Origin of the sequence: Rhodoferax sp., assembly GCF_018780565.1 — a bacterium.
In the GTDB taxonomy this organism is placed as follows: domain Bacteria; phylum Pseudomonadota; class Gammaproteobacteria; order Burkholderiales; family Burkholderiaceae_C; genus Rhodoferax.
The window spans coordinates 581452-602069 of record NZ_JADMJN010000003.1 but is presented as its reverse complement, the minus strand read 5'-3'; the positions used below and the strand labels follow the sequence as shown (position 1 = coordinate 602069).

Annotated in this window: 14 protein-coding genes and 1 riboswitch; of the genes, 8 read left to right on the top strand and 6 right to left on the bottom strand. The window is 59.6% G+C overall.

The window, feature by feature from the left end:
* Positions 1-5: 5 nt before the first annotated feature.
* A complete protein-coding gene (locus tag IV109_RS06720; RefSeq protein ID WP_296694066.1) occupies positions 6-446 on the bottom strand; it encodes a 2Fe-2S iron-sulfur cluster-binding protein in 441 nt (146 codons plus the stop codon).
* A gap of 254 nt (positions 447-700) precedes the next feature.
* Here IV109_RS06720 and IV109_RS06715 point away from each other — a divergent pair, with 254 nt between their 5' ends.
* On the top strand, positions 701-1033 hold the full coding sequence (locus IV109_RS06715) for a J domain-containing protein (RefSeq protein ID WP_296694064.1): 333 nt from the start codon (positions 701-703) through the stop codon (positions 1031-1033).
* 33 nt (positions 1034-1066) lie between these two features.
* On the opposite strand, the gene IV109_RS06710 is transcribed toward IV109_RS06715, so the two are convergent.
* The 4 genes from IV109_RS06710 to IV109_RS06695 form a co-directional block, all read right to left on the bottom strand.
* On the bottom strand, positions 1067-1555 hold the full coding sequence (locus IV109_RS06710; RefSeq protein ID WP_296694061.1) for a hypothetical protein: 489 nt from the start codon (positions 1553-1555) through the stop codon (positions 1067-1069).
* Between the two features lie 87 nt (positions 1556-1642).
* On the bottom strand, positions 1643-3517 hold the full coding sequence (thiC, locus tag IV109_RS06705) for a phosphomethylpyrimidine synthase ThiC (protein WP_296694059.1): 1875 nt from the start codon (positions 3515-3517) through the stop codon (positions 1643-1645).
* 106 nt (positions 3518-3623) lie between these two features.
* Positions 3624-3725: riboswitch (TPP riboswitch) on the bottom strand.
* Between the two features lie 25 nt (positions 3726-3750).
* Positions 3751-4296: a DUF3455 domain-containing protein gene (locus tag IV109_RS06700; RefSeq protein ID WP_296694057.1), complete on the bottom strand. Its 546-nt coding sequence runs from the start codon at positions 4294-4296 to the stop codon at positions 3751-3753.
* Between the two features lie 59 nt (positions 4297-4355).
* A complete protein-coding gene (locus tag IV109_RS06695) occupies positions 4356-4952 on the bottom strand; it encodes a ferritin-like domain-containing protein (RefSeq protein WP_296694056.1) in 597 nt (198 codons plus the stop codon).
* 327 nt (positions 4953-5279) lie between these two features.
* Between IV109_RS06695 and IV109_RS06690 the strand changes: the two genes are divergently transcribed.
* The 3 genes from IV109_RS06690 (at position 5280) to IV109_RS06680 (ending at position 12663) form a co-directional block, all read left to right on the top strand.
* Positions 5280-5855, top strand: a complete 576-nt coding sequence (locus IV109_RS06690) for a sigma-70 family RNA polymerase sigma factor (RefSeq protein ID WP_296694054.1) — start codon at positions 5280-5282, stop codon at positions 5853-5855.
* Between the two features lie 9 nt (positions 5856-5864).
* Positions 5865-6662, top strand: coding sequence for an anti-sigma factor (locus tag IV109_RS06685; RefSeq protein ID WP_296694051.1), 798 nt, complete (start codon positions 5865-5867; stop codon positions 6660-6662).
* 85 nt (positions 6663-6747) lie between these two features.
* The gene (locus IV109_RS06680; protein ID WP_296694311.1) at positions 6748-12663 is read left to right on the top strand and encodes an MG2 domain-containing protein; all 5916 of its coding nucleotides are present in this window, start codon (positions 6748-6750) and stop codon (positions 12661-12663) included.
* A 43-nt stretch (positions 12664-12706) separates the two neighbouring features.
* Here IV109_RS06680 and IV109_RS06675 read toward each other — a convergent pair whose 3' ends face one another.
* Positions 12707-14575, bottom strand: coding sequence for a sensor histidine kinase (locus IV109_RS06675; protein WP_296694050.1), 1869 nt, complete (start codon positions 14573-14575; stop codon positions 12707-12709).
* A 97-nt stretch (positions 14576-14672) separates the two neighbouring features.
* Between IV109_RS06675 and IV109_RS06670 the strand changes: the two genes are divergently transcribed.
* The 4 genes from IV109_RS06670 to IV109_RS06655 all read left to right on the top strand — a co-directional run bounded on the left by IV109_RS06670 (position 14673) and on the right by IV109_RS06655 (position 20595).
* Entirely contained in the window at positions 14673-15350 is a 678-nt protein-coding gene (locus tag IV109_RS06670; RefSeq protein WP_296694048.1) for a response regulator transcription factor, read from the top strand.
* Between the two features lie 138 nt (positions 15351-15488).
* Complete coding sequence (locus tag IV109_RS06665; RefSeq protein ID WP_296694310.1) at positions 15489-15992, top strand: chemotaxis protein CheW; 504 nt, start codon at positions 15489-15491, stop codon at positions 15990-15992.
* A 43-nt stretch (positions 15993-16035) separates the two neighbouring features.
* Positions 16036-17649, top strand: coding sequence for a methyl-accepting chemotaxis protein (locus tag IV109_RS06660; protein ID WP_296694045.1), 1614 nt, complete (start codon positions 16036-16038; stop codon positions 17647-17649).
* A 63-nt stretch (positions 17650-17712) separates the two neighbouring features.
* Positions 17713-20595 (top strand): EAL domain-containing protein, encoded by a 2883-nt coding sequence (locus tag IV109_RS06655; RefSeq protein ID WP_296694042.1) that lies wholly within the window; start codon positions 17713-17715, stop codon positions 20593-20595.
* The last annotated feature ends 23 nt before the right edge of the window (positions 20596-20618 follow it).

Here is a 20618-nt window from a genome sequence, read left to right as displayed (position 1 = left end):
TTGGGTTACAGACCGGCGACAGCCGCCTTGATTCGAGGATAGGTTCCGCAGACGCAAAGATTCTTCACCTCAGATGCAATCTCGTTGCCATGGTGTCCCGCCTTCATGGCACAAGCTACGGACATCAACATGCCCGACTGGCAATAGCCACACTGCGGCACCTGGTGCTTGATCCATGCTTGCTGCGCCGGGTGGCTGCGATCTTTGGAGAGCCCCTCAACCGTGACAATGTCTTTCCCGACTGCCGAAGAAACGTTCATGTTGCATGACTTTTCCGGCTGGCCGCCGACCATCACGGTACAAGCGCCACAGACCTCGATGCCGCAACCGTATTTGGTTCCGGTCAGGTTGAGCACATCTCGAAGAACCCACAACAAGGGCATATCGGCACTGCTGACGTTGGCAGTGAGATATTGACCGTTGACATTCAGGGTGTAGCTGGGCATGGGGGCTCCTCCAAATTGGACAAATGAAAATTCCGGGCAACACCGCAGGCGGGAGATCAAACCTTGTACCCCGCACGCGTTGCGTGGTGCCCGTCGACACGTCCGAATTTCAGCAGCCCCGCACGACTTCGTCCAGACTCTGTATCGCAACAATTGTTTCAATGTGTTCGAGGGAAAAGGCTGTGGCCTGAAGAGGCTGCGGGAGTTTTGACAAGGCGCAAAGCCCTCCACCAGCCCCTGTGCATGATGAACCCATGCAAGGTGAGTTCACGCTGTATGACGCATTGGAAGTCAGCCCCAAGGCCTGTCCGCAGGTCATCAGGGCGGCATACCGCTGCCTGGCCCAATTCAACCATCCCGACAAAAAAGCAGGCAGCAATGCCGCAAGCGAGAGGCTGGCACAGATCAACTATGCCTACGCCATCCTTTCAGACCCCGAGAAACGGGAGCGCTATGACCAGACCATCAAGCTGCAAGAACGTTTCACCGAGCGTCGTGGCGTCGAGGCTCCTGGCGCAGGCGGACCCGGCACCAGTGGTGCCACGCCACAAGTGGAACGACCTTTCGTCTTTCGTCCGTTGACCTGATGATCCGCAGAAAAATTGACCAGGATCAGACGCCTAGCGCATCAGGTCTTCAATCGCGTCAATCACCATGCTGCTGCCAATCGCGATCAGCAAAATATCATTGGCCACGCGCACATAACGGTGCCCGGCAGGTGGTATGCCGAGTTGGACCACCACCCCTTGTGGAACGGGATAGTAAATGACGTCCTTGGGCAGGCGCTGACCCACGTTCCATTTCTTGGCTTGTCCCGGTGGCATGCAACCATTGTTCTTCTTGGCAAGACCTGGAGGGCAGCGCTTGGCGGAGTACTTCTTGCCATAGTATTCCCTCGCGGCAGCACGTTGTGGGTCGCCGAAGTAGGCGCCGACCTTGACCTCAGTGCCTTGCCGGTCGTCCCTGAATTTGGACTTCTTTTCTTTTTGCTCCTGCTTGTTGCCATTGCCCGCCCACTCGGGCTTTTCGGCGAAGGCGACACTGCAGCCCACGGTGCAGGCCAGGGACAAGGCCACGACACGGCCAATTCGAACGATGCTTGATTTCATAGGGACCTCCAGGAAGAGCGAATGCCCGCCATTTTTTGATTTTAAGATCGTAGCGGACATGCGTCTGTCAGACAACAGGCCTTTCTTTCAAGCCTTGCTGATCGGAATGTAAATCTCCCCACCTGCCTTTTTAAACTCTTCCGACATGGTGGCCATGCCTGACTGCAGCGCCTGCTCGGCGCTCACGCCCTTGTCTTTGGCGTAGTCGCGCACCTCCTGCGAGATTTTCATGGAGCAGAACTTCGGTCCGCACATGGAGCAGAAATGAGCCACCTTGGACGAGTCCTTCGGTAAGGTTTCATCGTGAAAATCGCGTGCAGTGTCGGGATCCAGCGAGAGGTTGAACTGGTCCATCCAGCGGAACTCAAAACGCGCCTTGGACAAGGCGTCGTCGCGTGCCCGCACGCCGGGGTGTCCCTTGGCCACATCGGCCACATGCGCGGCAATCTTGTAGGTGATGATGCCCACCTTCACGTCGTCACGGTCCGGCAAGCCGAGGTGTTCTTTCGGGGTCACGTAGCACAGCATGGCGGTGCCGAACCAGCCGATCATGGCAGCGCCGATGCCGCTGGTGATGTGGTCGTAGCCGGGCGCAATGTCGGTGGTCAATGGTCCAAGCGTGTAGAACGGCGCCTCGTGGCAATGCTTGAGCTGCTCGGTCATGTTGGCCTGCACCATGTGCATGGGCACGTGACCTGGGCCTTCAATCATCACCTGTACATCCTGCTGCCAGGCTTGTTGCGTGAGCTCACCCAGGGTGCGCAATTCGGCGAACTGGGCTTCGTCGTTGGCATCGGCACCGGAGCCGGGCCGCAGGCCATCGCCCAGCGAATAGCTCACGTCATAAGCCTTCAAAATTTCGGTCATTTCATCAAAATGGGTGTAGATGAAATTCTCTTTGTGGTGCGCAATGCACCATTTGGCCATGATGGAGCCGCCGCGCGAGACGATGCCCGTCATGCGCTGGGCCGTGAGGTGGATGAAGGCCAGGCGCACGCCAGCATGGACCGTGAAGTAGTCGACACCCTGCTCGGCCTGTTCGATCAAGGTATCGCGGAAGATTTCCCAGGTCAGGTCTTCGGCCACGCCGCCCACTTTTTCCAGTGCCTGGTAGATCGGCACCGTGCCAATCGGCACCGGCGAGTTGCGCAGAATCCAGTCGCGCGTGGTGTGGATGTTTTTACCGGTGGACAGGTCCATCACCGTGTCTGCGCCCCAGCGAATCGACCACACCAGCTTCTCCACTTCTTCCTCGATGCTGGAGGTGACGGCCGAGTTGCCGATGTTGGCATTGATCTTGACCAGGAAGTTGCGGCCAATCGCCATCGGCTCGACTTCGGGGTGATTGATGTTGGCGGGGATGATGGCGCGGCCACGGGCCACTTCATCACGCACAAACTCCGGCGTCATGACTTTCGGGATGCTGGCGCCAAAGCTGTTGCCGGCCAATCGCGCTTCGCGCTCGGGATTAGTCAGGTACTGCTCCATCCAGGCCTGCTTCTGGTTCTCGCGGATGGCCACGTACTCCATCTCCGGCGTGATGATGCCGCGGCGGGCATAGTGCATTTGCGACACATTGGCCCCGGTCCTGGCACGACGCGGCGCGCGCTGTAAGCCAGCGGCCTGCGCGCGCAGGGCAGCCAGTGCATCAGTCTCGCCATTTTTCAGACCATCGTCCAGGGCATAGGGCGCGCGGCCAGCGTACAGCTCGGTGTCGCCACGCGACTCGATCCAGCTGCTGCGCACGGGTGCCAGCCCCTGGCGCACATCGATGATGGCCACCGGGTCGGTGTAGGGGCCGGAGGTGTCGTACACCGTGACGGCCTCGCCATTGCTTTGCATGATTTCACGCATCGGCACTTTGACGTCGGCCTGACTGCCTGGCACGTAGATTTTGCGAGAGGCCGGCAAGGGCTCGCGCGTAAGGCTCATCAACTGACTGAATTTGTCGGGTGCGTTCATGGCATGGTCTCCTGAAGTGGTGAAAAACAGCTCCGGAGAACAGTCCATTAATCACGCGAACAGGGAGGACGGCACGAAACCCGATTTACCCCGTCAGGGGGCAATGGGACTGCAAGTCTGGCTCTTCTTACGCCGGTATGAACCGGATCAAGTTCGCGGGTTTGGTCGACCATCTCAGCGCATACCTAGCGCACCCCGGGCAAGGCGCAGTGTAGACGATCACCCGGGCATTCTCAAACAGCGCGCCAGAAGATGTAATCCGCTGTGTACTTCACGATCTGCTTCTGATCCAGGGTGGACGCGCCGCACATCAAGGCAGGCGCCACGCCACCGCGGGTGTTGACGCGCTGGATGTAGCTCACGCCCTGCATTGCACCCATGCCGATGGCCGGGTTGGCCTTGACCAGTTGAAGTGGAATACTGCCCATGTCTGCCGCGGCAATGGCCACCTGGCTGCCAGTGACCTTGGAGCCATCCATGCTCTCCCAGGTTGCGGGCGGGCCGTAGTACTTGCCGACGCCCTTGCCGCTTCGGTCTTTGAGCCCGGCATCGGGTCCGACAAACACCCACTCAAACTGGCCGGGCATGTCTTTCCTGGCGCGGCACTGGTAGGTGATGTCGCCGGCGGCCATGGTTTCCATGGCAACCGCATGGCCTGCTGGAACCTTGACAGCCTCGGGCAAACCGGCCTGGGAAAATGTCGCCATGGAAGAGCCCTGGGTAGCGCAGGCAGACAGGGCTGCAACGGAAATGAGTGTCAATGCGTTGCGAATGTTCATGATCATGAATCCTTGCTTAATGAAAATATCAAGTACCGAAACCAGGATGCGAAGCGGTCTCAAGCGCCAAAGGACAACGCACCAGCAGGCAAAGGGCGACCCAGCGCGTTGGTCAGAATCGTGAAATGCATGGTTTCATCGGCGGCAAGACGGCCTGCCACCTTGGCCAGGTCTTTGCTGCCGAACGCGGGTATCACGCCGAGGTAGGCATTGATGGCGCCCAGCTCCAGCCGAGCTGCCAGGTCCAGCACATCGGCCTGATTGCGCAGCGTGTCAGCCTTCAATGCCTTGGCGTACTCGTCCAGCTTCCTTTCCATCACCGGTGTGCCGCCCATTTTCTGGATGGTGGCCATCAGGACATCCCGGTGCACCTTGTGGTGGCCTTGAAACTGGACAGCAATGTCCAGCACCGGCTTTTGCAGCAGTCCGCTGCCGGCACCCAGCTGGTACGCATTGATGGCCTCGTGCTCCAGACCCAAGGCAACGTTGAGGATGCTGACGTCCTTGGACATATCACCGCTCATGCCTTGTGCCAACACATCCTTGCCCGCCAGCAGGGCGACCGCCACGGCCGACAAAGTGCCCGTACGGCCCATGAACATGCGGCGTGATGAAGCGAGGGTTGGCGCATGGAGGGTTTGAACAACAGATTTCATGGTGGTTTCCTTATTGAGTGGGTTGAGGGCTTGACGCCGCCATCGGAAAAATCGTCCGACGCACTGAATACGCAGGTGCGGCGCCACTGGATTCAACTTGACCCTCAAGATTTGCGGGTTATTTCGGCGGCTGAATCTGCTACGCCACACAGACCGTACTTACAGCATCGGTCCGCCTGGCCTTTTTTCACGGAGAGATGCATGTTTTCCCGCCTTGGCCAGCGTATTCATTACGCACATAGCTACTTATTCAATAGCAACCCCAATTTGACAAGGGAAGGTCGGTGGCCCCATGGCGGCACGCTGCGAATCTCGGACAATCTCGCCATGAACTCTGAAACTCAGGATAGCGAGCTGATCCAGCTCCTGGACCGCGTCGCCCTGCAGGACCCCGCCGCATTGAAGGCCCTGTACGACCGCTGCTCTTCGAAACTGTTTGGCCTGGCGCTTCGGGTAGCCGGCAATCGGGAGTGGGCCGAGGACGTGCTGCAGGAGTCTTTCCTGACCATCTGGCGCGCTGCGGGCGACTACCGCGCTTCCTTGAGTCCGCCCATGGCCTGGATGGGTCTGATCGTGCGCAGTCGCGGACTGGACTTTTTGCGTCGGCGCGCCGCCGATCGCAGCCACCTGACACAGCAGATTGACGAGCTCATGTCTGACACCCTTGAAGGTGATTCGCCCAGCCCCATGGACACCGCCCAAGCCAGCGAACAAGCGTGGGCCCTGCACCAGTGCCTGGGGAAGCTGGAGAACCGCCAGCGCGAAGTAGTGAGCCTGGCCTATGTGCGCGACCTGAGCCACAGTGAACTCGCTCAGCAGCTCAAATTACCCCTGGGTACCGTCAAGACCTGGATCCGGCGTGGGCTGGACCAGCTGAGAATGTGCATGGCTCGGTTTGCCTGAGAACGAAGCATGAATCTCATCAAAAATCCTGAACTGCTGGACCGCCTGGCCAGCGCCTACGCACTGGGCACCCTGCGCGGCGGCGCGCGCCGTCGCTTCGAGGCGCTCGCGCGTGAACAAGCCCCGGTGCGGGTGGCAGCCCTACTATGGCAAACCCGCATCGCCAGCATGACCGAGCTGCAACAGCCATCAGTCCCGGCACCGGCGGTATGGACCCGCATTGACAACCTGTTGCAAGGCGAACTGGCCGCCAAAAGGATGGAGGGGACCCGACAAGCCACCGCGCAACAGGCCAGCGCCGCAGGTTCCGGGCTGGGTGGCCGACTGCGCAGTCTCGCACTGTGGCGCGGTGCCACGGCCGCCGGTGCACTGGCCACCCTGCTGGCGGTGGTCACGGGCCTGAACCTGCGCACGCAAATGGGCGGCGAGATTGCACAGTTGCAGGCCAGGCTGTTGACCACACCCCAAATTGAATACGTGGCGGTGCTGGCCGATGACCAATCCACCGCGTCCATGCTGGTTACCTTTGATGTCAAAAACAAAAAACTCACCTTGCAACGCGTGGGCGGCTTTCAGGAGCCGGGCGACCGCTCATTGCAGCTTTGGGCACTGCCACCAGCAGGCGGACCCAAATCGCTGGGTGTATTGGGCAATGACAAGCTGCTGCGCCTGAGCGCCGCTGAGGGCGATGTGCGCGAGGTGCCCACGCTGGCCATCAGTCTGGAGCCCAAGGGCGGCGTCCCCAGCGCGGGTGGCCCCACCGGACCGGTGTTGTTCAAGGGTGCCCTGATACAAAAGATGCTGTGAAATAGGCCCCAATTCGGCTACGCTCGTGACCTCAGAGGAGGCATACGTGCGCACTAAAAAAATTCTTTCGGCCGCTATTCTGGGGATGGCCGCCATCACCGCGCAAGCGTTCCAGATCATCAGCCTGTCTCCACAGGGCGAGGTGGCACGGGTACGCCAGGTGGTGGCCAAGTTCGACGAAAGCGCCGTCAACTTTGGTGACCCCAAGGCACCCGCCCCTTTGATCCTGAATTGCAGCGACGCGCAGGCTACCAAAGGCTCGGGGCGCTGGATCAGCGACAAGGAATGGGCCTTTGAATTCGAGCGCGACCTGCCACCCGGCATGGCTTGCACATTGCAAGTTCGCCCAGGCATGAAATCAGCCAAAGGCCAGGATATGACGGGAGCCACCAGCTATAAATTCAATAGCGGCGGGCCGTTTGTGCAAAACATCCGGCCTTACGACGGTGCCCGCATCGACGAGGAACAGTTCTTCACCTTGCGGCTCAATGGAGCGGCCACGCTGGCCAGCCTGCAGGCCAACCTGTGGTGCGTGGTGGACGGCATCGGTGAGCGGGTCGCGATAAGGCTGATTGACGGCACCGAGCGGGCCGCGCTGCTCAAGGCCCAGGGCCTGGACACCGCAGCCGCCCAAGCGCCCTTGAGCATCGTGACGCTGGCCTGCAACCGCCGCCTGACGCCCTCGGCCAAGGTGCAACTGGTATACGGCAAAGGGGTGGCCACACCAGGCAGTGGCAGCATGCCCCATGGCGTGGCCAACTTGGTCGAGAAGCGTTTCAGCTTTCAGGTGCGCGAGCCCTTTGCCGCCAGTTTCAATTGCGAGCGCGAAAACGCGCAGTCGGCCTGCCTGCCGATCCGGCCGCTGAGCTTGAACTTCAACGCCCCGGTGCCGCGCAAGCTGGCCGAGGGCATTCGCCTGAAATCTGACAAGGACAGCTTCAAGCCGGTGTTCGACCAGCCAGACGGCGATGGCGACAACCTCGTCAACAGTGTGTCGTTTCAAACCGTCTTGCCCGAGCAGACCAAATTCACAGTAGAGCTGCCCAAAGACTTCAAGGACGCATCCCAGCGCAGGCTGCGCAATGCCGACAGCTTTCCACTCAAGGTGACCACCGCAGGCATGCCGCCATTGGCCAAGTTTGCGGCCTCGCCCTTTGGTATCGTCGAGCGCTTTGCCGAGCCCAACGCCAAAGCCAATACCCCGGCCCTGCTGCCAGTGACACTGCGCAACGTCGAAGCCGTGCTGCAAGTCCAAGGTAGCAAAGTCAGCGATCTGCGCCCCGGCACCGATGCCGAGATCATCGCCTGGTACACCAAGGTGCAACGCTACGACGAGTACACCGTGTCGCGCAGCATGGCCGCTGCGGATGTGAAGGGGCCGCTGCCCAAGCCGCTGGATGCCCGAGACCGCAACGAAGTTCAAAGCCGCATGGTGTCCTTGCTGCAAGGTCAAAACGGCGTCAAAACGCTGGACCTGCCCAAACCTGTCAGCAGCGACCCCCGCCCGTTTGAGGTCGTGGGCATACCGCTGTCACCCGGCTTCCATGTGGTGGAAATTGCCTCCCAAAAACTGGGCACCACCCTGCTGGACGAGCGCCACGGTGGCCATCGCACCATGTACGTGCGCAGCTCGGCACTGGTCACCAACCTGGGCGTGCACTTCAAGCTCGGACGCGAGAATGCGCTGGCCTGGGTCACCACGCTGGACAAGGGTACTCCGGTGGCCAACGCCAAAGTTCGGGTGTCCGACTGCCGTGGCCGCGAAGTGGCCAGTGCCACCACCAACGCGCAAGGCATTGCCAGCCTGAGCGGCATCGCCCCTACGGCCCCCACCTGCCGCACCGAGAACCAGTACACCCAAGCCTACTTTGTGAGCGCGCGCGCCATACAGGCCGGCGTGGAGGACCTGGCCTTCACCTGGAGCGACTGGCACCGCGGCATTGAGCCCTGGCGTTTCAATGTACCCACCAGCCGCAGCACCCGGCCCGACGAGCGGGCTCACACCATTTTTGACCGGCCCCTGTTGCGCGCTGGCGAAACCGTGTCCATGAAACACATCCTGCGCACCGAAACGTCCAGCGGCTTTGGCTTGACCCCCGTGCAGCCCGGCACCCTGGTGGTGACCCACGTGGGCAGCGGCCAGCAATACACCCAGCCGCTGGTTTGGCGCAAGACCGCCACCGGCGGCCAGAGTGCGGAAAGCAGCTTTGCCATCCCGCCCGGCGCCAAGCTCGGTTTTTATGACGTGAGCTTGCGCGGCACTGGCAATCAGCGCAGCTTTTCCAGCGGCCAGTTCCGCGTGGAAGAGTTCCGCCTGCCGGTGCTGGAAGGCCGCATCGCCCCTGCTGACAAAAAGGCACTGGTCAACGTCAAGGCAGTGCCGGTTGACGTGCAGATCAACTACGTGGCCGGTGGCGGCGCCGTCAACCTGCCGGTGCGCGTGTCGGCCCTGGTGCGTGGCAAGTATGTGAGCTATGGCGACTTTGAAGAATTCAGCTTCCAGCCTCCGCGTGGCCAACGCGAAACCAGCAGCGAGGGTGAAGAAGAAGCCAGCGCTACGCAAGACGCGCGGGTGATTGCCGACAAGCTGCCGCTGACGCTGGACAAAAGCGGTGCCGGCAAAGTGCTTGTCGACAAAGTACCCACTGCCCGCCAACCCCAGGAGTTGCTGCTCGAAGCCACCTACTCCGACCCCAATGGCGAAGTGCAGACCATCCGCAGCGTCAACACCTTGTGGCCCGCTGCTGTGGTGGCCGGGATCAAGACCGAAGGCTGGGTTTCAAGCAGCCAGAAAATCAAGTTCCAGGCACTGGCGCTGAACCTGAACGGCAAGACCCAGGAAGGTGTCTCGCTGGAGGTCAGGGCCACGGCCCGCATCGTGACCACCAGCCGCAAACGCATGGTGGGTGGCTTCTACACCTACGACAACAAAACCAGCATCAAGGACCTGGGCACCGTGTGCTCGGGCAAGAGCGATTCACGTGGTCTGCTTTTGTGTGAAACCAAATTGGGCGAACCGGGCGAGGTGGAACTGGTGGTGACCGCCAAAGACAGCAGCGGCAACAGCATCCAGGCCGCCGCCAGCGTGTACGTCACCAAGCAGGGCGAGCTGTGGTTTGGCGGCGAAAACCACGACCGCATGGATGTGCTGCCCGAGAAAAAGAGCTACCAGCCCGGCGAGACTGCCAAGTTCCAGGTGCGCATGCCTTTCCGCTTTGCCACCGCGCTGGTGGCGGTGGAGCGCGAAGGCATCGTTGAAACGCAAGTGGTGCAGCTCAACGGCCAGGACCCGACCCTCCATGTGAAGATCAAGGAGGGCTGGGGGCCCAATGTGTACGTGAGCGTGCTGGCCCTGCGCGGCCGATTGCGCGAAGTGCCGTGGTACAGCTTCTTCACCTGGGGCTACAAGGCACCGCGCGAGTGGTGGACCTCGTTCTGGTACGAAGGGCGTGAATATGTAGCGCCGACGGCCATGGTGGACTTGAGCAAACCCGCATTCAGATTGGGCCTGGCCGAGATTCGGGTCGGCACCAAAGCGCACCAGCTGGATGTGAGCGTGAAAGCGGACAAAGAAAGCTACCCGGTGCGCGGCAACGCCAAGGTCACCATCCAGGTGAAGCTGCCCAACGGCCAACCCGCTGCCAATGCCGAAGTGGCGCTGGCCGCTGTCGACCAGGCCCTGTTGGAGCTGATGCCCAACACCAGCTGGAACCTGCTCGACGCCATGCTGCAACGCCGCGCCTGGGGCGTGGAAACATCCACCGCCCAAATGGAAATCATTGGCCGCAGGCACTATGGCCGCAAGGCCGTGGCAGCAGGCGGCGGTGGTGGTCACAGCGGTGCGCGTGAGCTGCTGGAAACCTTGTTGCTGTGGAACCCCAGGGTGCAACTCGATGCCAATGGCAGCGCCACCGTCAGTGTGCCGTTGAATGATGCGCTGACCACCTTCAGGATCGTCGCGGTAGCCGATGCGTCCACCGGCCTGTTTGGCACGGGTAGCACCAGCATCCGCTCTACCCAAGACTTGCAGATCATCAGCGGCCTGCCGCCCCTGGTGCGCGAGGATGACCAGTACCGTGCCCAGCTCACACTGCGCAACACGACCAAACAGGCGATGAAGGTGGAGGTGACGCCCCGCGCCACCCTGCTCGACCTGAAGCCGCAAACCGTGGACATTCCCGCTGGCGATGCGCGAGAAGTGGCCTGGACGGTGACCGCCCCGGCCCAACTCGCCCTGTCGCGCTTTGAAGCCATTCTGTGGGAGATCGAAGCCCGGGACACCCTCAGCGGTGCCCGCGATGCCCTGAAGGCACGCCAGCGCATCATTCCTGCCGTACCGCTCACAGTACAGCAGGCCACGCTGGTGCAAGTGGATGGACCTTTCACACTGGACGTGAACCCGCCTGCAGACGCCCTGCCCGGCCGCGGTGGATTGAAGATGGCGCTGCAACCCAAGCTCGCTGAAGGTATGCCTGGGGTGCGCGACTGGTTTGCCAACTACCCCTTCATCTGCCTGGAGCAAAAAACCAGCAAGGCCGTAGGCCTGCGCGACGGCAAGCTGTGGCAAACCGTGGTCGGCCAGATCCCCAGCTACCTGGATGCCGACGGCCTGGCCAGCTACTTCCCACCGCGCGATGGTGAATCCAACCGGGGCAGCGATACGCTCACGGCCTACATGTTGGCCGCCACGCATGAGGCCGCCAGCATCAACCCTGCCTTTGCGCTGAGTGACGAAGTGCGTGCCCCGATGGAGCGCGGTTTAATGGCGTTTGTGGAAGGACGCATCCAGCGTTCGTTCTGGAGCCCGCGCAAGGACCTGGACATCCGCAAGCTCGCCGCACTGGAGGCCCTGTCGCGCTACGGCAAGGTGCAGGGCCGCATGCTGGCGAGCATCACCATCGCCCCCAACCAGTGGCCCACCCACGCGGTGATTGACTGGCTCAACATCCTCAAGCGCGTAGCCGACGCGCCCGAACGCGACAAGCGCATGGCGGAGGCGACCCAAATCCTGAAGAGCCGGATCAGCTACCAGGGCACCAAGATGATCTTCTCCACCGAACGCGACGACTACTGGTGGTGGCTGATGCAAAACGGCGATGTCAACACCGCCCGCCTGATGCTGACCGTGATGGACGACCCGGCCTGGAAAGACGATATGGGCCGCCTGGCCAACGGCTTCATCGGTCGCCAGCAGCGCGGCGCGTGGCACACCACCACCGCCAACCTGTGGGGCGGGCTGGCGCTGGAGAAATTCTCGGCCAAGTTTGAGGCCGTGGCGGTGGCGGGCACCACCAAGGCATCCATGCGCTCCGGTTCCGCCAGCGTGGACTGGAGCAAAGTGGAACGCATCAAGACCACCGACGCCTCCGGTGCTGCGCACCAGACCAGCTGGTTCGGTGCACCCGCCGCACCGGGCAACCTGCGCAACAACAGCATGTTCCTGCCCTGGAGTAAAACCACTGACAAAGACACGTTGAACGTGACCCACCAGGGCCCCGGCAAACCCTGGCTCACACTGCAATCAGTCGCAGCGATTCAGCTCAAGGAGCCTTTCAATGCGGGCTACCAGATCAGGAAGACCATCCAAGCCGTGGAGCAGGCCAACAAGAGCCTGCCCGCAGGCAGCTACACCCGTGGCGACGTGCTGCGCATCACGCTGGAGGTGAATGCCAGCGCCGACATGACCTGGGCCGTGATCACCGACCCGGTGCCCGCCGGCGCCACCATTCTGGGCAGTGGCCTGGGACGTGATTCGCAGATTGCGACCCAAGACGAGAAGCGTGAAGGTGCCGGTTGGCCCGCGTTCGAGGAACGCAGCTTCGAGTCCTTTCGCAGCTACTACCAGTACCTGCCCAAGGGCATCGTGAAAATGGAATACACCATTCGTCTGAACAACGTGGGGGAGTTCGCGCTACCGCCCTCACGCGTCGAAGCCATGTATGCGCCGGAGATGTTTGGTGAGGCGCCGAATGCACGGGTCAGAGTGGAGGTGGCGAAATGAGGGGCAAGACCCGGGGATACCGAACGGCGTCAATACGATCGGGTCAGGCGCGACGCAGAGGGCCTGGGCGCAGAAGGATGGAGAACGTGGTGCCTTGTCCAAGCGTGCTTTGAACCTCAATCGTGCCGCCATGCGCATGCACAATTCTTTGTACCAGGTAAAGCCCGAGCCCGGCACCGGGTTTGCCTTTGGAGCCACGACCGCGGAAGTACTTCTGGAACAGATGAGACAGTTCGTCTGGGGCAATTCCTTCGCCATGGTCCTGCAACCGTATATGGAGACCGCCATGGGGGTATCCCGAAACATTCAGTTCAATGGCCAAATCGGCGGGTGAATGACGGTCGGCATTCGCGAGCAAATTGCGCAACACGATGCGCATCAAATCCGGATCGCAGAGGAACGGCGATGGCAAGTCCTTCACATGGATCTTTATGCGGCCCAAGGGCCAATCCGACGTGGCATCCTCAATCACTTCAAAAAAATCACAAGAAATCAACTTCACAGGCTGATGCGCACTGTCAAGCCGGTCCATAGACAGATAATCGTCGAGCAGATGGGCGAGCCTTTGCGTGGCATTGCGTATGTTCTGGCCGCGTTGCAGGGTTTTTTCGATAGGGGCGCCCAGGTTGGCCACCAGCTGCTGAATAGAAGTATTGATGATGGCCAGCGGCGTACGGAACTCGTGTGAGACCATGTTGACAAAATCCTGCTGTTCCTCACGTGCACGCTGCTCCACTTTCAGGGAAGAATGCAAATGGTTGTAGCGGTAGATAAAGTAAAGGCTCATGGCCAGCAAATGCAGCGTGATACCGATGAACAACGCGTAGTCAGTGATAAAACTCACCGGCAGCAGACCCAAATTGCGCAAGAACCTCGCCAGAATGCCCAAATCTATGAAGCCGAAGACCAGCAGGTAAAAACCCGCATGCGGCACTTTCCTGCGCCATAGACATAAGCCCAAACCGAAGGAAACCAGCACCAGCACCAGGGTACTTACCTGGCTGAGTTGTACCCCCACCAGATAGCTATCTGTCAGTACCAATGCGCTGGCGAAAACCGCAACGCCATAGCTGCCGTACTGGTAAATACGATTCAACCTTGGCAGGTGCTGATCCAGTTCCAACCAGACCGCTGTCAGCCGGGCGATTGCAGTCGGCGCAAGACACAGGTAAACACCAAATAACGTCGATGTACCGCTGGTCAGGTCCAGCATGTTCTGCGGATAGCCGGAGTTCAAAAGGGTTCCAGCGAGCAGCACCAGCGTGTAAAACAGATACCAGCCGCCTCGGCTTTCACGGGTCATGGTCCAGAAAAAAATCTGTAGCACGATAACAATCGCATACATGCCAAAGTAGCCGCCAAAGATCAGCGCCTCATAAGCACTGTGCACCCGATACGCCTCGGCAGTCCACAAGTGAATGCCACTGGAAAGCGTGTGCTCTCCCTGCAGACGCAGGTAAAGCGTATGCGAACCCGGTGGGAGTTGCAGGCCAAATGTGGGCGTGCGGGAATTCAGCGGCCAGTCCTCCCGGGGCACAAAACGACCGATGCGTTGCTCCTGCCAGCTGCCGTTCGGGCCAAAGCGGTAAAGCCGGGCATCGTCGAGCTGAGCATTGTCGATTTCCAATCGCCAGTCGGATACCGCCTGCGGTGGCTGCTCCACAGTCAGCCGCAACCAGATGGCCGAACGGGTATAGCCAAAATCTGGCAAAACCGCCAAGGGACGCCAACCTGCCGCCGTGTGGGCCTGCGCCAGCGTCATGCGCGTACTGACATCTTCCAGCCACTGCATACGACCAGACAGCGACACCTCGCCACCTTGTGGAGCCAGCAGGATTGGTGTTGAAGTTTGCGCCATCGCAAGCACAGCCAGCAGCATGCTGACCAGTCCAACCATCAGTCGTTTAAGCATGGCGTGAACATAACACGTAGCGGTACAGCAGATATCCGAAAAATCTTGCTCAGGTTTGCTCAGATACAACAGCCGGCTTCTCTTTTAAACTCGCACCATGTCGCAAGTGATCCTACTGGAAGACGAGCCCGTGCTGCGCGAAGAACTCGCCGAGTTTCTCCAGGGGCAGGGTCATCGTGTCACTGTGGCGGCCACGGTCGCAGAGTTCATGCAGGTGCTCCAGCCACGCGAGCATCAGGTGGCTGTACTCGATCTCGGACTGCCTGATGGTGACGGACTGGATTTGATTCTGCGCATGCGCCGCAGTGGCATGCGCCTGGGCATCGTTATTTTGACTGCGCGCGGCAGTACGCAGGACAAAGTAACCGGCCTGACCGGCGGTGCTGATTACTACATCCCCAAGACCGCTGATTTGAGCGAACTGGCCGCCACCATAGCCGCCCTGGCGCGTCGCATGGACGTGCAGGAGCAGCCGCGCTGGCTGCTGCAGGCCTCGCCACGTCAGCTGACGCCGCCGGGCTTTCCACCAGTTGCGTTGTCGGCTCAGGACTTCGTTGTTCTCAAGACCCTGGCCCAAGGTGGCGAAAGTGTCACACGTGAGGCGATCGTCCACGCGCTGGGTGCTGATTACTTCGATTACGACCAACGACGGCTTGACACCCAGATGCGCCGACTGCGCCGCAAGGTGCAAGAGGCCTGCGGACTGGAACTGCCCGTCAACACATTGCGCGCAGTTGGTTTCTCTTTTCAGGCGCCGATTGACGTGAAGCTTTGATTGACACCTGCTGCTGCGAGCCTGGTCGGTCTTGCTCAGATTTGCTCAGACACAAGACCTTTGCCTGCCCCTATTCTCATGTTACCGGCTTGGTCGGCAACAACGCAGAAAGAGCATGCGCAAATGAATACAGCAGTGATGGAAATGCCGCCAACGGGCTCTCGGGTTACAGCAAGGGGTGCGGGTGAATATCTGAGCTTTCGACTCGGCGCCGAGGAATATGGCATCGATATCCTCAAGGTGCAGGAAATTCGCGGCTTTGAGAACTGCACACGGATGGTCAACGCCCCGGCGTATGTGCTGGGCGTGTTGAACCTGCGTGGTGTGATCGTGCCCATTCTGGACATGCGCATCAGGTTTGACATCGCTGACGTGGCGTACGACAGCCAGACCGTGACTATTGTGCTGAACATTTCAAACCGCGTGGTGGGCATGGTGGTCGACGCAGTGTCTGACGTGGTGGAACTCAGAAATGAAGACATCAAGCCAGCCCCTGAATTCAACAGCGCGGTGTCTGCGCAGCATGTGATCGGAATTGCCTCTCTGGAACAAGGCACTGAGCAGCGCATGCTGATCCTGATGGATATCGAAAAGCTCATGACCGGCGCCGAGATGGGGCTGAGCACGAACCCATCGCACTAACCCGAAGTATTCCAAAGCGTATCCACAAATTAGAGAGACCAGCATGAACAACCTCAAAATTTCCACACGCCTGACCTTATTGATCAGCCTCTTGTCCGTACTTATGCTCGTCATTGGCACCCTGGGTGTGCGTGGCATGGCTGACTCCAACGCCAGACTCAAGACTGTTTACGAAGACCGCACCGTACCCATGGGACAGTTGATGAACGTGCAGCGCCTGATCTTGCGCAACCGGGTAGCTATCAACAATTCGGTGGCGCTGGCCAATCCCGATGTCGCCAAAACCAACATGAACGAAGTCGACCAGAATCTGACTGAAATTGCCAAAACCTGGGATATCTATATGGCGACCACACTCACGCCGAAAGAGGCTGAAATTGCCAAGACCATGGCGGAAGCCCGAAAGGTTTATGTAAGCGAATTTGTACGCCCGGCCCAAGCGGCAATACGCGCCAACGATATGGACGCGGTGCGTAAATTGTTGGTTGAAACTGAGGCAGTTTTGTACAGCAAGGTCCGCAAAGAAATTGTGGCATTGACGGATTTGCAGCTTGATGTAGCCAAGGAAGAGTATGTGTCCGCCCAGTCCAGCTTCAACAGCGTGCGTGCATTGGCTATCGGTATCCTGGTGGCCGGAGTGGCGTTTGCGGCATTTGTTGGCTGGAGTCTGATCCGAGGCCTCACCCGCTCGCTGGCCCTGGCCATGGACACCGCCAATGCTGTAGCGCAAGGGGATCTCTCGCGCAACATTCGCAGCCACGGCAAGGATGAGGTCGCTCAACTCATCAATACCCTGTCTGCCATGCAGAACAGTTTGGTCAACGTCGTCTCATCAGTGCGCTCCGGTTCTGAATCCGTCGCCACGGCGAGCGCACAAATTGCTCAAGGCAACCAGGACCTGAGCGCCCGTACCGAAAGCCAGGCCAGTGCGCTGGAAGAGACGGCAGCCTCGATGGAAGAACTCAGCTCCACCGTCAGGCAGAACGCCGACAACGCCAAGCAGGCCAACCAGCTGGCCCAGAGCGCGTCTACCGTAGCCATACGAGGTGGTGAGGTTGTAGCCCAAGTGGTCGACACCATGAAAGGCATAAACGATTCTTCCAGGAAGATCGGCGACATCATCAGCGTGATCGACGGCATTGCCTTCCAGACCAACATTCTGGCGCTCAATGCCGCGGTAGAAGCAGCTCGAGCCGGTGAGCAAGGCCGCGGCTTTGCCGTGGTGGCATCCGAAGTGCGGTCTCTGGCAGGACGCAGCGCGGATGCGGCCAAGGAAATCAAAACGCTCATCAATGCCAGCGTGGAGCGTGTTGAACAAGGCACGACACTGGTAGGCCAGGCTGGCACCACCATGACCGAAGTGGTGAGTTCTATCAAGCGGGTGACCGACATCATGGGCGAGATCAGCGCGGCCAGCAACGAACAGGCAGCCGGAGTGGCGCAGGTCGGGGAGGCCGTGATACAGATGGACCAGGCCACACAGCAAAATGCGGCGCTGGTGGAAGAAATGGCGGCAGCCGCGGGCAGTCTTCGGGGGCAAGCGGATGAACTGGTGCAGGTGGTCAGTGTGTTCACGCTTAATGCTGACGGCCGTGCAGGCAGGACACAACCCCATGCGATCAACGCTCCAGTTCGAGCAACTTTGGCACTCAGATAGTTTGAAACGACCGGTCCATAGAACGGATTGCACCGCACCGCGCTCGCAAGATTTTCTTCGCCCATGAATACAGACCACCTGCTCGATAAAAGCCGCCGCATGGCAGGCTGGGCCTGCGCGCTGGCGCTATGCGCACTGGGGACAGCGTTGACCTTGCCGACCTTCAGCATGTTTGCGCATGACAGTCCGACCATGCTCATAGTGCACCTGCTGCTGGAAATGTTTTCGGTGGTGGTTTCGGTACTGGTGGTCGTCATTGCCTGGCATACCTTCGCGCAGGACAGCCAGCGCATTTCCAGTACCCTGATATTTGGCTTCACCGTGGTCGCCGGCATGGACATCATTCACGCTGTAAGTTACGAAGGTATGCCGGCATTCGGTAGCCCAAGCAGTACTTCCAAAGCGATTTTTTTCTGGCTTATGGGGCGTGGTGTCGAACTGCTGGCAATCTGGCTTGTGGCCCGTCAGGTGCTCCTGCCTGGCGCGCGCTGGCAGTGGCAGCTCGGGGGCTTGCTGACTGTCGTGGCATTGTTCGCCATAGGCACCTGGCATCTGGAGTGGTTTCCGCAAACCTTCATTCCATCCCGGGGCGTTACGCCCTTCAAGACAGGCATCGAATGGATTCTGTGCATGGGCAATTTGTTGGCCGCCCTCTATTTCTGGTTGGCAGCGAACCGACCCAACGAGGGAGCACGTCAATATTATTTTGCGGCAGCCTGCTTCATCATGGGGCTGGGCGAGTTGACCTTCACCAGCTACTACGATACCAGTGATTTCCTGGTGATCTTCGGTCACCTGTTCAAGGTGGCTTCCTACGCGTTGATCTATGCTGGCACATTCATGCTGGACATGCGTGAGCCCTATGAACATTTGCACCGTTCGGAGCAGGCTCTGCGCAGCAAGCAGGCAGAGCTGGATGCGGTACTCAGCCAAGTGCCGGCCACGATTGCCCGGCTGGATCGCGAAGGCCGCTACCGCTACGTGAACGAACGGCTGGCGCATCGCCTGGGCCAGCCGGTAGACCAGATCATGGGGCGAACCTTTGAAGAGGTGGTGGAGCCAGTGCGGCGGGCGGAGGTGAGCTATCGCTGGGCGCTCGCCTTGTCCGGGCAAACTTCATCCTATGAGTGGCCGGTGATGGATGAACACGGGCGGCAAAGTTATAACTCGGTATCGATGGCACCGGAGAGGGCTGCAGACGGACGTGTGATCGGCGTCATCGCTGTATCCATCGAAACCACCGAACAATACCTGCTCCAGCAGAAGCTGTTGGATTCACTGCGCGAGGTGAGCACGCTCAAGGCAGCGCTGGATGCGCATGCGATCGTGGCAGTAACGGATGCGCGCGGAATCATTACCAGCGTCAATAAAAAATTCAGTGATATTTCTGGCTACAGCCGCACTGAGTTGCTTGGCCAGACGCACCGAATCATCAACTCAGGGTATCACCCCGCCTCGTTTTTCCATGCGCTCTGGCAAACCCTCGAAAGTGGGCGCGTCTGGACTGGCGAGATCTGCAACCGGGCCAAAAATGGAGGCCTTTATTGGGTCGATACCACCATCGTCCCGTACATGGATGAGGCGGGGCTGCCCGTTCGCTTTATCGCGATTCGCGCCGATATCACCGAGCGCAAACGCATCGAGCTGCAGATGCAGGAGATGGCCTATCGCGATGAGCTTACCGGCCTGCCCAACCGGCGACTGCTACTGGACCGATTGCAGCAAACACTTGCCCAGTCCGCCCGCAGCGGTCAGCATGGTGCGCTGTTTTTTCTCGATCTGGACCATTTCAAGGATATCAATGACACACGGGGACATAACCAGGGCGACAAGCTGCTGACGATGGTGGCTGCCCGCCTCAGGCAGTGCTTCAGTCAGACGGATACGGTAGCCCGTTTAGGCGGCGATGAATTCGTAGTCCTGCTGACGGACCTCGGAGCCAACCGGATCGAAGCCACAGCGCTGGCCAGCCATCACGGCGAGAACGTTCTGCTCTCCTTGAGTGAGAGCTACCAGCTCAATGGCACCGACGTGAACTGCACGCCGAGCATAGGGATGGTGATGTACTGCGGCCAGGAATTGAGTTCCGATGAATTGTTGAAACAGGCGGACATTGCGCTTTACCAGGCCAAGGGAGAGGGCCGTCAAAGGATGTGCCTTTTCGATCCCCTGGTACAAATAAGCTATGAAAAGAGGATGGCTCTGGAGACGGATTTACGTCATGCACTGGCGCGCAACGAATTCCAGGTTGTTTACCAACCCATCACCAACCACGACCGTAAAACCGTCTACGTCGAGGCATTGCTGCGCTGGCGGCAACCCCTGCGAGGTCTGATCCCGCCCATGGATTTCATCCCGCTGGCAGAAAAAACAGGACTGATCGTTCCGATCGGCTGTTGGGTGCTTGAACAGGCCTGCGCACAGTTGGCGCAATGGCGCTCAGACCCACAGCGCAGTGCATGGCATATCGCCGTGAACGTCAGTGCCCGTCAGTTTCAGCAACCCGATTTTGTACAACAGGTGATTTCTGTCATGGATCATTTCGCAGTGGATCATGGGCAGCTGGCGCTGGAAGTCACCGAGAGCTCGCTACAGACCAAGTTGACGGAAACGGTAGAAAAGATGCATGGCCTCAGATCCCGAGGGGTGCGCTTTGCCATCGATGACTTTGGAACCGGCTATTCATCGCTGTTCTACCTGAAGGAGTTGCCAATCGATGTTCTCAAGATTGACCGTTCATTTGTCAGCCACGTCGATACCAACGATGACGATGCCGCCATTGCGAAAACCATCCTGTCGCTGGCATCTCATATGGGACTGCATGTCGTGGCAGAAGGAGTGGAGACCGAGTCTCAGTTCGAAACCCTGCGCAATTTCGGCTGCCATCTGTTCCAGGGATATCTACTGGGTCGGCCTGTGCCGAACGAGGAATTGGCCGGCGTATGAAGGCTGCAATTTCGCGTCTCTCC

What these genes read in the sequence shown, in the direction of transcription:
- IV109_RS06720 (WP_296694066.1), bottom strand. Translation starts at nt 446, where the DNA reads ATGCCCAGCTACACCCTGAATGTCAACGGTCAATATCTCACTGCCAAC.
- IV109_RS06715 (WP_296694064.1), top strand. Translation starts at nt 701, where the DNA reads ATGCAAGGTGAGTTCACGCTGTATGACGCATTGGAAGTCAGCCCCAAG.
- IV109_RS06710 (WP_296694061.1), bottom strand. Translation starts at nt 1,555, where the DNA reads ATGAAATCAAGCATCGTTCGAATTGGCCGTGTCGTGGCCTTGTCCCTG.
- thiC (WP_296694059.1), bottom strand. Translation starts at nt 3,517, where the DNA reads ATGAACGCACCCGACAAATTCAGTCAGTTGATGAGCCTTACGCGCGAG.
- IV109_RS06700 (WP_296694057.1), bottom strand. Translation starts at nt 4,296, where the DNA reads ATGAACATTCGCAACGCATTGACACTCATTTCCGTTGCAGCCCTGTCT.
- IV109_RS06695 (WP_296694056.1), bottom strand. Translation starts at nt 4,952, where the DNA reads ATGAAATCTGTTGTTCAAACCCTCCATGCGCCAACCCTCGCTTCATCA.
- IV109_RS06690 (WP_296694054.1), top strand. Translation starts at nt 5,280, where the DNA reads ATGAACTCTGAAACTCAGGATAGCGAGCTGATCCAGCTCCTGGACCGC.
- IV109_RS06685 (WP_296694051.1), top strand. Translation starts at nt 5,865, where the DNA reads ATGAATCTCATCAAAAATCCTGAACTGCTGGACCGCCTGGCCAGCGCC.
- IV109_RS06680 (WP_296694311.1), top strand. Translation starts at nt 6,748, where the DNA reads ATGGCCGCCATCACCGCGCAAGCGTTCCAGATCATCAGCCTGTCTCCA.
- IV109_RS06675 (WP_296694050.1), bottom strand. Translation starts at nt 14,575, where the DNA reads ATGCTTAAACGACTGATGGTTGGACTGGTCAGCATGCTGCTGGCTGTG.
- IV109_RS06670 (WP_296694048.1), top strand. Translation starts at nt 14,673, where the DNA reads ATGTCGCAAGTGATCCTACTGGAAGACGAGCCCGTGCTGCGCGAAGAA.
- IV109_RS06665 (WP_296694310.1), top strand. Translation starts at nt 15,489, where the DNA reads ATGGAAATGCCGCCAACGGGCTCTCGGGTTACAGCAAGGGGTGCGGGT.
- IV109_RS06660 (WP_296694045.1), top strand. Translation starts at nt 16,036, where the DNA reads ATGAACAACCTCAAAATTTCCACACGCCTGACCTTATTGATCAGCCTC.
- IV109_RS06655 (WP_296694042.1), top strand. Translation starts at nt 17,713, where the DNA reads ATGAATACAGACCACCTGCTCGATAAAAGCCGCCGCATGGCAGGCTGG.